The 13707-nt window shown below is 42.1% G+C and carries 9 protein-coding genes and 1 pseudogene; 9 read left to right on the top strand and 1 reads right to left on the bottom strand.

Annotated features, from left to right (window positions below):
- Positions 1 to 323 precede the first annotated feature (323 nt).
- The 9 genes from DWY55_RS01595 to DWY55_RS01555 all read left to right on the top strand — a co-directional run bounded on the left by DWY55_RS01595 (position 324) and on the right by DWY55_RS01555 (position 13282).
- On the top strand, positions 324 to 992 hold the full coding sequence (locus tag DWY55_RS01595) for a GDSL-type esterase/lipase family protein (protein WP_005824132.1): 669 nt from the start codon (positions 324 to 326) through the stop codon (positions 990 to 992).
- 21 nt (positions 993 to 1013) lie between these two features.
- Entirely contained in the window at positions 1014 to 1610 is a 597-nt protein-coding gene (locus DWY55_RS01590) for an RNA polymerase sigma-70 factor (RefSeq protein ID WP_005824130.1), read from the top strand.
- Positions 1611 to 1965: 355 nt separating this feature from the next.
- Positions 1966 to 2634, top strand: coding sequence for a FecR family protein (locus DWY55_RS01585; RefSeq protein WP_229031936.1), 669 nt, complete (start codon positions 1966 to 1968; stop codon positions 2632 to 2634).
- Positions 2635 to 2901: 267 nt separating this feature from the next.
- Positions 2902 to 6153 (top strand): TonB-dependent receptor, encoded by a 3252-nt coding sequence (locus DWY55_RS01580; RefSeq protein WP_227238993.1) that lies wholly within the window; start codon positions 2902 to 2904, stop codon positions 6151 to 6153.
- A gap of 11 nt (positions 6154 to 6164) precedes the next feature.
- Positions 6165 to 8066: a RagB/SusD family nutrient uptake outer membrane protein gene (locus tag DWY55_RS01575; RefSeq protein ID WP_005824124.1), complete on the top strand. Its 1902-nt coding sequence runs from the start codon at positions 6165 to 6167 to the stop codon at positions 8064 to 8066.
- 16 nt (positions 8067 to 8082) lie between these two features.
- On the top strand, positions 8083 to 8775 hold the full coding sequence (locus DWY55_RS01570; RefSeq protein WP_005824122.1) for a DUF3823 domain-containing protein: 693 nt from the start codon (positions 8083 to 8085) through the stop codon (positions 8773 to 8775).
- A 1-nt stretch (position 8776) separates the two neighbouring features.
- Positions 8777 to 10219: a glycoside hydrolase family 125 protein gene (locus tag DWY55_RS01565; protein WP_008665704.1), complete on the top strand. Its 1443-nt coding sequence runs from the start codon at positions 8777 to 8779 to the stop codon at positions 10217 to 10219.
- Positions 10216 to 11022, top strand: a complete 807-nt coding sequence (locus DWY55_RS01560; RefSeq protein ID WP_120177983.1) for a DUF5040 domain-containing protein — start codon at positions 10216 to 10218, stop codon at positions 11020 to 11022. Before DWY55_RS01565 ends, DWY55_RS01560 begins: the two co-directional genes overlap by 4 nt.
- Positions 11023 to 11026: 4 nt before the next feature.
- Positions 11027 to 13282, top strand: coding sequence for a GH92 family glycosyl hydrolase (locus DWY55_RS01555; protein WP_005824115.1), 2256 nt, complete (start codon positions 11027 to 11029; stop codon positions 13280 to 13282).
- Between the two features lie 177 nt (positions 13283 to 13459).
- Here DWY55_RS01555 and DWY55_RS01550 read toward each other — a convergent pair.
- Positions 13460 to 13582, bottom strand: a pseudogene (locus DWY55_RS01550) (Arm DNA-binding domain-containing protein); the annotation flags it as partial.
- Positions 13583 to 13707 lie beyond the last annotated feature (125 nt).

Genomic DNA, 13707 nt, shown 5'->3' with positions numbered 1-13707 from the left:
CAAAGTGACAGTTGTTTTATCACCACTATCGTAAATGAGGTTCTTTGTCGGAGTTGGGCTTATTGTTAGAGAAATTACGTGAAGATATACGTGTGAAACATAGCATGGGACCAATTGTAAATAGTATCGTGGACAATCAAAATGTCAAAGGGGAACAATGCTTCCTTGAACGGTGTTGACGGGAATAAAAAGCAAAAGGCATAAAACGTAATATCATAGTAGATAAAAATCTTTTTCTTTTAACTATTAGAATACGTACTTTTGATAGTGTAGTTGTCTTAATATAAGATATTGCTAACAATCATTACTAAATAATACTAAATATGAAACACTTATTCTTTGCTCTTCTGTACTTTTTCGCAACAGTGGCAACGGCCCAAACACTGAGCGAGTATCCTGATTTTGAAAGATATCAAAAGGATAATGAACGCATCATTCAAAACAAAACTTATCCGAAAGTGATTTTTATCGGAAATTCCATTACCGACGGATGGGCTAGCAAACGCCCCGTTTTTTTTACAGGTCATCAATTTTTAGGTCGTGGCATCAGCGGTCAAACCAGTCCGCAACTCCTGCTCCGCTTCCAAAAAGATGTGATTGACCTTAAACCAAAAGCTGTTGTCATCAACATCGGTACGAACGACATAGCCGAAAATACTGGTAAGTACAGCATCGAATATACGGTGAGTAACATCAAATCAATGGTAGAGTTAGCCAAATCACATAAAATCAAAGTGTATCTTTCTTCGGTTCTTCCGGTTGATGTGTATCCTTGGAGAAAAGACATTACGGATGCAGTGAAACAGATTTATGAGCTGAATGTGCGGATCCGGCAACTTGCCAAAGCAAAACATGTACACTACATTGATTACTTCAGTGAAATGAGCAAAGAGAACGGAGGCATGATTGATGAATATACGTATGATGGTGTCCACCCTACAGATAAAGGATATGAGGTTATGGAAAAAATCGTATTGTCTGCCATCAAATAGCCACAGATACAAACCGTTATTATGGACTCTCAATATTCAAATGGAATGCAAGAAAAGGGGGGGGATTCTATCAGTCATTTTAGACAAGTTTATGATGAACTGTATCCTAAATTGATGGTTCATGCATGTAAATTTGTTGATGAAGAGGTTGCTGAAGATATAGTACATGATGTATTTGTCGCTTACTGGGAACAACATCATATGATTGTTTCCAGTAGGCTGGCCGCCTTTCTATTCAAAGCCACGCAAAACAGTTGTCTAAACTATCTGAAGCACCAAAAGGTAGTGGAGAACTACCGGGAACAGTGGCAACTGGCCATTGATCGTTGTGAATATTACAACCAGAAAATTGAATCGACTGTTTCGATGTCTGAAACGAATGAGGAGTTGAACTATAAGTTGCTGGAAAATGCAATCAGGCAATTGCCTCCCAGACGTGCGGAAGCTTTAAACTTATTCTACTTCGAAGGGAAGTCACAAAAGGACATAGCCAATCAGATGCATGTGTCCTTACGTACGGTACAGACACACCTTGCCCAAGCCATCGCGGAATTGCGCAAGTCCTTGAGGCATGTCGGAATTTGGATTGCTCTAATGTTGAATTATATATTACTGTAATATGGATTTAAATGTATTAAAGCGTTTTTTAAATCATTCCGCTTCGGAGGAGGATTACAAAAAGATCAACAAATGGAGAAGGGAAGAACCTGCTAACTCGACTTTTTTGTTCTCGTTGGAGGAAATCTGGTCGAAAAAAGAAGAAGCCAACTATGCAACAAAGATACATCTGAATGCATCTTACCAAAAGATGATAGAGAAGATGATGAGTAGATCTGAATCCAAAATTAAGGAACAGGAGACATACAATACAACACAAAAAAACGATATCCATAAACCTAAATCATCACTCTTCCTAAAAATAACTGCATCAATAGCAATTGTATTGTCAGTAGGGTTGGGAACGTTATATTACATGGAGGTTACACGACCGGTTGGATTTAATACGGTAATTGTCCCCAACTCGCAGACAGCCAATTTGGTATTGGAGGATGGTACACACATCTGGTTGAACTCAGGTAGCCGGTTTACTTATCCCACCAAATTTGCTAGGGGTTACCGTACGGTCAAACTGGCAGGTGAGGCTTTGTTTCAAGTGAACCGTGATGAACACAAGCCGTTTTTGGTGGAAACGGAGAGGTTGAAAGTACGTGTACTGGGTACTACATTTAATGTGAAATCGTATTCCGGTGAGGATCCAACAGTTCTCTTAAAAGAAGGGCAGGTGGAAGTGTATACTGATAAGAATAAAAATATACGGATAAAGCCCAATCAAATGCTGACAGTCTCTCTCGAAACGGGTCTGAGTTCGATTCGTGAAATGGATGCTTCTACGGCTGGTACGTGGCGGACGGGGGAACTGATGTTCCCCGGGGAAACACTGAAGACCATTGTGTTGGAATTGAAACGGAAATTCGACAGGGAAATTGTCATTGAAGATCCTTCGCTTGAAAAAAAACGGTTCTTCTGCCACGTGCATAGGGAATCGACCTTGACGGAGGTCTTGGACCTGTTGCAGGAAAGTGGGCAATTGACGTATCTGGAAAAAGAACATATATTTATAATAAGAAAGGAGGACAATTAACAGAAAAAGAAGAAAAAGAAAAAGGATTGCAAATTGTTGCAGCAATTCACAATCCTTGTCGTCGAATAAATTAATTAAAGATTAAATCAATTACTCAGTTACAAATTTATGAAAAATCCAACCAGTTATTTCTATCTAAAAGAATGCGTAACTTTTTTTAGTAGATGGAATAGGAACTCTTGCAGTTTTGTGCTTTTGTTAACATTTTTATTCCTATTTAACGGAGTACTTGCATTGCATGCTCAAAATGTTACCATTTCACTGGATGTGAAAAACAAAAGCATCACGGAGGTGCTATCAATCATTGAAAAAAAGAACAATCTGTTTTTTACTTATGATTACAATCTGTTCAATCCCAAGCGAAAGATTTCGGTGTCTTTAAAAAATAAAAAGATTGAGGAAATCTTGAAGGTGGTTTTCAAAGGGGAAAATATCGGCTATAAAATTAAGGGAAAGAATGTGGTGTTGTATAAAATTGATTCCAAAGTGTCGAAAGGACAGCAGAGGAGTGCCAAAAGGATTTCGGGGATTATCCGAGACCTCTCTGGTGTTCCTATCATCGGCGCTTCCATTGCTGTGGAAAACGGTGCCGGTGGTACCATTTCTGATTTGAATGGTAAATTCTCTTTGAATGCGCACGAAAACGACTTGCTGACGATTTCGTACATCGGTTTCGGCAAGAAGGAACTGAGAGTGAAGAAGGATTATTACGAAATTACGCTGGAAGAGGATGCCAATCTAGTTGATGAAGTGGTAGTTGTGGGGTATGGTACGCAGAAGAGAGGTAACTTGACGGGAAGTATTGCTTCGTTAAAGACCAAGGAGATCAATACGACTGTGAGCTCCAGCCTGGCGCAATCTTTACAGGGTAAGATGCCGGGATTGCAGATAAGACAGCAGAATGGTGAGCCGGGTACTTTTAATTCTATGATTAACATCCGCGGCTATGGAGAACCTTTGTATGTCATCGATGGTATTGTACGCGATGGTAGCGTTGAATTCCAACAATTGAATCCTAGTGACATCGAAAGTGTTTCGGTGTTGAAGGACGCTTCCGCTGCAGTATATGGCATGAATGCCAGTAATGGTGTGATTGTGGTGACTACGAAGAGAGGGGAATCCCACCGTCCTCAGTTTACGTATTCGGGTAATGTGGGCTGGCAGAAGGTTACTGACCGTCCCCTCATGGCCAATGCGGCCCAATATCTGGAAATGTACGATGATGCGATTTTTTATAGAGACGGGGTGCATAGTATTACCAATGAAGAACTAAATAAGTGGAGAGCTGGCGGACCGGGTTATGAAAGCACGGACTGGTACAATGAAACCATGAAAAAAGCCAGTTTGAGACATAATCATAACTTGTCTATTGAGGGTGGCAATAAGATTATGAAATACTTCCTCAGTTTCAGCTACTATGATGAAGACGGTATTTTCAAGAGTGGGGATATGGGTTATGACCGCTATACGTTCAGAAGCAATGTTTCTGCCAAATTGAACCGTTATCTGACAACGGATGTGATGGTTTCGGGCCGTTATGGCATGAGGGATTTCCCGGGTGGTGATGGCTTTATATGGATGTACAAAGGTACCATCATCAGTCATCCGAACGAACGTCCGTATATTAACGATGACCCGGCTTATCCGGCGAATATCTACAATCAGGAAAATCCGGTGGTGATGTCACAGAAAAAGCATGCAGGGTATACGGTGGACAAGAACAAATCGCTTCAGTCGGCTGTTTCGCTGACTTATGATGCGCCTTTCTTGAAGGGACTGCAGGCGAAAGGCACCATTGCCTATGACAGCTATAGTGTATTCAATAAAAATTTATGGAAGAGTTATCGCATTTATTCGTCCGATTTGAATTATCAGTTGAAAAACAAGCCGCGTATTGCCAATAATGTGGAAGATGCAGACCGCATTGTGTTGCAGGCGCAGGTGACATTCGACAGAACCTTCCTGGACAAACATCATGTTTCGGCATTAGTTGCTTACGAACAGAAGAAATATGAGAAGAAACACTCTTACTTGAAACGTGAATATGATTTTTACACGACAGATGTGATGGATTATGCATCGGGGGTACAGACGAATAGCGGTACGGAACATGAAGAGACAACTATGGCATACATCGGTAAATTTAACTATGACTACATGGGTAAGTATTTATTTGAATATGCTTGCCGTTATGACGGCTCTTACCGTTATGCACCCGGCAAAAGATGGGCGTTCTCTCCTTCTTTATCAGCCGGCTGGAGAATCTCTGAAGAAAGCTTTATCAAAGATAATTTTTCGTTTATTGATAATTTGAAAATCCGTGGTTCTTATGGCGTCATTGGTGAAAATGTAGGAGAGCCATTCCAACACGTGATGGGTTTCACACCTAATGTGAATATTGGTTATGAGTTTGAAGATGGCAAGTTCCTGGGTACGATGGCAGCTCCGGGTGTGATCAATCGGGACTTTACGTGGGTGCGTTCGGAGATGTATAATGTGGGGGTCGAGTTTTCTGTGCTAAGAAACAAACTGAATTTTGAACTTGACTTCTATAAGAAACACAAGAGCGGAAAGTTGAAAATCAGAGAAGGCAACTTGCCGAATACGTTTGGTGGATCAATGCCGGTGGAGAATGTGGAAAGTGAACGTACACAGGGTTTTGACTTGACCATTTCTCACAAAAATCGCATCAATGATTTCTCTTACAGCGCTTCTTTCAACATGAATATTGCCAGAACCATGCATCGCACAGTGGATAAACCGGCTGCACGAAGCAGTTACGACCGTTGGAAGAATGGATATACAAACCGTTGGAATGACTTGGTTTGGGGATTCGACAAAGTCGGACAGTTCCAAAATTATGAAGAGATTTTACATGGGGCTATTCATTGCGACAATAGAGGAAATACGCAGTTGTTGCCGGGTGATTATATCTATGATGATTATAACGGTGATGGTGTGATCAATGGTTATGATACCAAACCGATATTCAGAAACAAGACACCGAAACTCTTTTATGGTTTTACGTTGAATGCACAATGGAAAAATATGGATTTGACAATGGTGTTCCAAGGTGCTGGTATGTACAACATCCGTTTCAATGAGGTATTCAGCCAAATGTTCTTCAACAATGGTAATTTACCTGCTTATTTCTTTGACAGATGGCATTTGGAGGATTCCTATGATCCTGACAACACCAATTGGGTGCCTGGTAAATGGCCTGCTAATCGTTTCTCTCAGGAAATGGGTTCTTCTTACCGCGATAGTCAGGCATGGAACATGAAAGCGTCTTATTTACGCCTGAAGAGCTTTGAAGTGGGTTATATATTGCCTAGAACATTTACTAAAAAATATGGTGTTGAAAATTTGAGACTCTATTTCAATGCATACAATCTCTTTACATTCACCGACTCGTTCTTGAAACAGTTTGACCCTGAAAAGACGGAGGGTGACTATGGTGCCGGATACAACTATCCTTTGACAAAGAGTTTTAATGTAGGCTTAAGTGTTTCATTCTAAATATTATACGTATGAAAAAGATGTTAAATTTTAAATATGTAATTGTGGGGTTCTTGCTCGTGTTATGTGGAGCTTGTTCTGATTTTCTGGATTTAGAACCAAAAAATAAAATACCGGGTGAAAGTGTCTTGTCGGATCCCAATGGTATCAAGTCGTTTCTAGCTGATCTCTATTATGGTTCACCGATTGAAGATTTTGTATATATGCCTGCTGCCGGATTTAACGCCAGAGGGAATACTGGTTCTTTGACGTTGGCGCAATATGCGCTGGAAGCCATCCATTCGGAATGGCCCAACTGGAACCAATTTGCCAATGACTGGTGGAATAAGGGGTATTTTTTGAACAGAAATATCAATCTGCTGATGACGTATATTCCCAATTTGGATATTTCGGTAGAGGAAAAGGATGCGTTGATGGGGGAAGCCCATTTCTTAAGGGCGTATACTTATTTTGGTTTGGCGAAGCGTTATGGGGGGGTATCCATCATTACGAAGTATCAGGAGTTTGAGCCGAATACGGATAACTTGAAGGTACCTCGTAGCACAGAAAAAGAAACGTGGGATTTTGTGATGGAGGAATGTGACAGGGCGATTCGTCTGTTGCCGGAAACCAGAAACAATCCGAGTGAAGAGAAGCGCAGGGCGACGAAGTGGACGGCGTATGCTCTGAAGTCAAGGGCAGCATTACATGCAGCTTCTGTAGCTAAATATTGGGACAAGGCTCCGTTGGAAGGGGAAGCGGTGGATAAGAATTTTGTTGGTTTGGACAAGTCAGATGCCAGCCGTTATTATCAGGCTTGCATAGATGCTTCTAAAGCTATCATCGCTTCCAATAGGTTTGGGTTGTATAAGGCGCATCCAGGTAGTGTGCAAGAAGCGATTGCTAACTACAGAGCGCTTTTCACAGATCCGAATGTGGCTGGTGAAGAGGCTATTTTTATCAAAGGCTATGGAGCTCCGGGTACTCGGATTGCACATGATTATGATGCCTGGAACAATCCGAATCAGAATGCGGAAGGATTCCCTCACAGAGGTAGAACCAATCCAATTCTTGAGTTGATTGACTTGTATGAGGATTATACCAATCCGGGGCATGCTGCTCCGATCATCACTACGGAAGATGGAAAGGTGAGCGATAATGAAGGCTATCGTCCGTATGTTGCTTATCGCCATTTTGATTCGCCGGAGGAAATCTTCAAGCATAAGGATGCCCGCTTTTTTGCTTGCATCACGTATCCGAACAGTGTGTGGAAAGGGAAGAAGATTGTAATCCAGGGGGGGGTGATTAAACCGAATGGTGACTTGATGAGTTCACCGGGTGCTTGTGAACATAATGGTAAGACGTATTATACATTCGGTGCTCAATTCTCGAAGGATTATTCGGGTTTTGACGGTACACCGAACTGTACGCGTACGGGGTTCTTGATGCGCAAATTCTTAAATGAGAACCTGACCGTGACCAAGGAGTTGCAGTCGACTACCGACTTTATGGATTTCAGATACGCCGAAATCTTGCTGAACTTTGCGGAAGCGGTTGTTGAAAAGGGTGAAACGGATGGTAATTTGCTGGATATGGCCAAGAAGGGACTGAATGACTTGCGTAAGAGAGCAGCTCATACTACAGAGGTTGACTTGACTCTTGATAATGTGTTGCGCGAAAGGAGAATTGAGTTGGCTTTTGAAAATAAGGGTTACTGGGATTTGATTAGACGCAGGGATTTCCATTCGGAATTCGATAACCGCCGTAAAATGGCGTTGGTGCCTATGATTGATTTACGAGGGGAAAAGCCTCAGTATATTTTTGTGCGTAAGTTTGTACCGGGTGCAAACTCTTGTACTTTCCAAACGCATCATTATTACAGACATATTCCTGGAACTTCTACCAATGGTTTAACTCAGAATCCAAAACACTAATTTAACAATAGCAACTATGAAACGTAACATTAAAAATATGGCTTTCGCTTTGCTGACATTGTTTGCAGTCACTTCCTGCGACTTGTTGGAAATAGACAACTATGATGGTCCGAATGCTACCATTGAAGGCAAAATCTTAGACATTGAAACTGGCGAACTGGTTGAACAGGATATTATTGACGGGGCACAAATCGAATTTATCGAACATGGGTTTGAGAATCCTGAAACGCAATACATGGTAATTAAGAACAATGGTACGTATCGAAACAACGTGATGTTTGCAGGTTCGTATACGATGAGTCTGATGCGTGGTAACTTTGTGTCTGTCAAAGATCAAGAAGTTGTGGTGAAAGGTAATACGGTATATGACTTCAGAGTGCAGCCTTACATCCGTATTAAAAATGCTTCCATTCAAAAAAATGGTAGCAAGGTTGTGGCTAAGTTCCGTCTAGAAAAGACGGTTGACCAAGAGGTGGCGGAAGTGGCTCTTTACGGTCACCGTGAACCGAATGTTGGCGAACCACTCAAGGAGTTTGTGGTAAAGCAAGGTGTGGATAACTCGTACCTTGGCAATGAGTTTACATTGGAATTGGACTTAAAACATGAAAATATAAAATCCGGCACGCAATATTACTTTAGAATTGGCGCAAGAATTAACATTGGCGGTGCGAAATTCAATTACGTTCCTGCAGTAAGACTAGCTTTGTAAGATGAAGAGACAATTACTCACTATAGGCTCTTTATGGGTCTGTTCTCTACTTTTTGCACATCCTTGTTCTTCGGGACAAGAAATGCAATGGATCGATCATGTTGAAATGTATACGTCTAAACGTCCACCGGTGGAAAAAAGACTTTTCCGGTCAGAAGTCGTCGAACGGGTTATTGAGGAGACGGTCACTCTACTGAAAAATGAGAAGCTCAAATGGATGTTTGCCAACTGTTTTCCCAACACATTGGACACGACGGTGTTTTATGAATCGGAACCGGAGGACGACACTTTTGTGGTAACGGGGGATATTCCGGCAATGTGGCTTAGGGATTCTTCCGCCCAGGTGTGGCCTTATCTGATGTACGCCAATGAGGACGAGCGGTTGAGGAAAATGATTCGGGGGGTGATTCTACGACAGTTCAGATTAGTTCTGCTGGATCCGTATGCGAATGCGTTCTACCGTGATCTCTCTGGAAAAGGGGAGTGGCAAAATGACAGGACACCAATGAGAGGGGGAATTCACGAAAGAAAGTGGGAAATCGACTCGCTGTGTTATGTTGTTCGTCTGGCTTATCATTATTGGAAAGTAACCGGTGATGACAGCGTTTTTACAGCGGAATGGATGCAGGTGGTTGAATCTATCCTGACAGTTTTCAAAGACCAGCAACGGAAGGAGAATCGGGGTAATTATTCGTTTTTACGTGTGACGGACCGGCAGTATGACACGTTATCCAACGATGGATATGGAAATCCGGTCCGTGCCAACGGACTGATTGCCTCTTCTTTTCGCCCTTCGGATGACGCGACTGTTTATCCGTTCCTGATTCCTTCCAACTTTTTTGCTGTGACCAGCTTGCGTCAGATGGAGGAGATCCTATTGAAGGTGAACAAAAACAAAGCAATGGCTCGTGCGTGCAATGTGTTGTATATGGAAGTGGGCGAAGCGTTGAAAAAACATGCCATACACAAGCATCCTACCTATGGAAAGATTTATGCTTTTGAAGTGGACGGATACGGCAATCAGCTCTGCATGGATGATGCTAATATTCCCAGTCTGCTGGCTTTGCCCTACATCTGCGATGTGAAGCCCTCGGATAGGATTTATCAGAATACGCGAAAATATCTGTTGAGTCTGGACAATCCGTATTTTTTCAAGGGCAAATATGCCGAAGGCATCGGTGGCCCTCACATAGGAATGGACATGGTGTGGCCCATGAGCATAATCATACGTGCCATGACGTCGGAGAACGATGAGGAAATCAAATTGTGCGTTGCCATGCTGTTGGCTACGGATGCTAATACAGGCTTTATGCATGAGTCTTTTCACAAAGATCAGCCTGAAAAGTTCACACGTTCGTGGTTTGCCTGGCAAAATTCCTTGTTTGGTGAATTGGTTCTTAAGATTATTAGAGACGGAAAGTTACATCTTTTAAATGAATTATGATGAAAAGGATTTATATTATAATACTACTCCTATACTGCTGGGTCTCGTTTTTACCGGCACAGGATATATGTTCTCCGGTACGAGAAGGTTATTTATCAATGTCTGATGAGAAGAAGAAGCTGACCGTTCTCTTGTCAGGCGCTTCTTTTGCATCCGTGGATAACGGTTGGTTTGAGTTGGGGTGTGAGGCGTTGCGTGCGAAGGGAATCAACCGGGCCATCGGAGGAGAAGCCATTGCGGATGTGGCGAACCGAATGTCACGTGGCGATTTGTATTCCCGTGAGGAATTGGACGAGGTGGATGTCTTCGTGATTATGCAGGTACACAACCGGGATGTGTATGCCCCGAATGAGCTGAAAAAGGACTATCACGAATATGCCTTGCCTTTTACCCGTGGGAACTATGCGGCCGCTTTTGATTATGTAATCAAGAAATACATATCCGATTGTTATCAACTTCAATTTGACAAAGGTTCGAAGTATTACGGTGTGAAAGGGGGGAAGCCGGCTGTGATTCTGCTTTGTACCCATTGGCACGATGCACGCGTGGTGTATAATGAATCTATCAGGAAACTCTCCGACAAATGGGGCTTTCCACTGGTAAAATTTGATGAACAGATTGGCTTTTCAAAGACCGTTGAGCATCCAGAAACACACCGACAAACGAGCACTCTCTTTGCCGATGACACAGAGTGTATTGATGGGGTTGAGTATGGATGGCATCCCAACCGGGGTAAAGACTGTTATATTCAAAACCGTATGGCTACTGTTTTTGTAGCCCAAATACAATCCTTAGTTCTGTAAGAAAATGAAACATTTATACTTTTTGTGTGTTGTGTTTGTTTTTTTATTCGCAGGGTACGCCCTCTCTCAGGGATCGAATAAAGAACATAACTTGACTCCCGTTGACTATGTCAACCCTTATATGGGCAACATCAGCCATTTACTAGTACCCACTTATCCTACGATTCATTTGCCCAACAGCATGTTGCGTGTATATCCCGAACGGAGTGATTATACAGGTAGTCAATTACATGGATTGCCGCTCATCATTACCAGCCATCGGGGCACTTCGGCCTTTAACCTTAGTCCTTGCCAAGGAGAGCCGTTACAGCCGGTCGTAAACTATAGCTATGACCATGAGAACGTCAAGCCCTACTATTACGAAGTGTTTTTGGATGAAGAACAAATTGAGGTCAAGTATGCGCCTTCACGTCAATCGGCTTTATACCAACTCCGCTTTACCCAAACGGACAAACCGGCTTATCTCATTGTGAATTCCCGGCACGGAAAAGTTCAGGTAGCGGAAAACCATATCAGTGGTTACCAGCATTTGGATAACAACACTCGAGTCTATCTGTATTTGGAAACTGAGCAGATGCCAGTACAATCAGACATGCTGGTGGATGGGAAATTGAGCCGTACGACGACTGCAGAAGGTCACAATGCGTGTGCGGTGTTGGCCTTTGCAAAACAAACTGAGTATGTGCGTGTAAGATACGGTATTTCATTTATCAGTGAAGAACAAGCTCGCAAAAACATGGAACGTGAATTGTCCGGTTATGATGTGGTGGCACTGGCTGATAAAGGGCGGAATATCTGGAATGCTTCCTTGGGCAAGATAGACGTTAAGGGAGGAGATACTGACAGTAAGCGGGTATTTTATACTTCTTTGTACAGGGTATTTGAACGCCCAGTCTGTATCAGCGAAGACGGGCGCTATTTCAGCGCGTTCGATCATCGGGTACATAATGATTATGGTTTGCCTTTCTATACAGATGATTGGATATGGGACACATATCGTGCAGCCCATCCATTACGTGTACTTATCGATCAAAATACGGAGTTGGACATCATTCGGTCCTATTTGCGTATGGCAGAACAGATGGGAACGATGTGGATGCCTACTTTCCCGGAAATTACAGGAGATTCTCGACGAATGAATTCTAATCATGGAGTGGCTACGATTGCAGATGCGGCTGCCAAAGGAATCAAGTTTGATTTAACCAAAGCATACAATGTGTGCAAACGTGCTATTGAAGAGAAGACATTGGCTCCTTGGTCAGCAGCAACCTGTGGCTGGATTGATCTGTTTTATAAAGAAAAGGGGTATATCCCTGCTTTGCAGCCTGATGAAAAGGAAACTGATCCGAATGTACATTCCTTCGAAAAACGTCAATCTGTAGCCGTGACACTCGGAACGGCGTATGACGAATGGTGTCTGTCACGCATCGCTGAAATGCTAAATAAGGATGAAGAAGCTGCCTACTATCGTTGTCGTTCGTTTAATTATCGCCATATTTACAACAAGGAAACGTGCTTTTTCCATCCAAAGGATAAAAATGGCAAGTGGATTAGCCCATTTGATTACCGCTTTTCTGGTGGTCAGGGTGCCCGTGAGTATTATGGAGAAAATAATGGTTGGGTGTATCGTTGGGATGTGCCGCATAATATTGCCGACCTTATTGAACTGATGAATGGCAAGGAACAGTTTGTTGCCAATTTGGATCAGATGTTCAATGAGTCTTTGGGAAAAAGTAAATTTGATTTCTATTCTCAATTACCCGATCATACTGGCAATGTGGGACAATTCTCCATGGCGAATGAGCCGTCTCTGCATATTCCTTATCTTTATTGTTATGCTGGTCAGCCTTGGAAAACTCAGAAGCGTATCCGCCAGTTGTTAAAGATGTGGTTTCGCAATGATTTGATGGGCATTCCTGGGGATGAAGATGGAGGGGGCATGTCAGCCTTTGTTGTCTTTTCTTCTCTCGGTTTTTATCCTGTCACTCCGGGACTGCCTATTTATACCATTGGCAGTCCGATGTTCAGTGAGGTCCGTATCAAGTTACATAACAACAAGTTTTTCACAATTATAGCAGAGGGGGTGTCAGATGAAAATAAATACATCCAGTCGGCCACTCTCAATGGCAAAGAATTGAATCATGCCTGGTTTGCACATGAGGATTTGATAAATGAAGGTGTATTGATCTTGAAAATGGGAAACAGACAAAATAAGATGTGGGGTATCGATTGTCCACCACCCTCTCATGGGCTGAAATAAAGAAGTTGTAAATTATATCAACGACTATCCCAGTTCTGATTTTAATTTTACTATTGGTCAAGGTTGGGTTTATGTTTATTTATGACTGATTCCAATCAAGATTTATACATAGTGGTATGAGTTTGGGTTAAGAATATATGGGTATAAGCCAATAAAATTTTGGTAACCATGTCATATTACGGATATTCCCAAACTTTTCATTACTCTTTTTTTGCTCTCTGTAATACGTAACATGAGAGGGTGCTCTCCGTTTGATAACACTTTACTCTTAAAACAAATCACTGAAACCTTGATACTCATTGCTTTAAAGGTTGTGCAGCGGTTTACACTATGGTTTACACTAACCTTGATTTTGTCCCATTTCTAGGGTCAATGTAAAAACCTGAGGGGTAAATTTATAAATTATTATCTTTGTCTCCAAATTC

Origin of the sequence: Bacteroides sp. AF25-38AC (genome assembly GCF_003602995.1) — a bacterium.
In the GTDB taxonomy this organism is placed as follows: domain Bacteria; phylum Bacteroidota; class Bacteroidia; order Bacteroidales; family Bacteroidaceae; genus Bacteroides; species Bacteroides uniformis.
Note: the sequence above shows the minus strand (reverse complement) of the source record. Positions and strands in the feature narration are given on the sequence as shown.

Excerpts from the sequence above, each read along its gene's own strand:
- DWY55_RS01595 (WP_005824132.1), top strand. The coding sequence starts at position 324 with ATGAAACACTTATTCTTTGCTCTTCTGTACTTTTTCGCAACAGTGGCA.
- DWY55_RS01590 (WP_005824130.1), top strand. The coding sequence starts at position 1,014 with ATGGACTCTCAATATTCAAATGGAATGCAAGAAAAGGGGGGGGATTCT.
- DWY55_RS01585 (WP_229031936.1), top strand. The coding sequence starts at position 1,966 with ATGGAGGTTACACGACCGGTTGGATTTAATACGGTAATTGTCCCCAAC.
- DWY55_RS01575 (WP_005824124.1), top strand. The coding sequence starts at position 6,165 with ATGAAAAAGATGTTAAATTTTAAATATGTAATTGTGGGGTTCTTGCTC.
- DWY55_RS01570 (WP_005824122.1), top strand. The coding sequence starts at position 8,083 with ATGAAACGTAACATTAAAAATATGGCTTTCGCTTTGCTGACATTGTTT.
- DWY55_RS01565 (WP_008665704.1), top strand. The coding sequence starts at position 8,777 with ATGAAGAGACAATTACTCACTATAGGCTCTTTATGGGTCTGTTCTCTA.
- DWY55_RS01560 (WP_120177983.1), top strand. The coding sequence starts at position 10,216 with ATGATGAAAAGGATTTATATTATAATACTACTCCTATACTGCTGGGTC.
- DWY55_RS01555 (WP_005824115.1), top strand. The coding sequence starts at position 11,027 with ATGAAACATTTATACTTTTTGTGTGTTGTGTTTGTTTTTTTATTCGCA.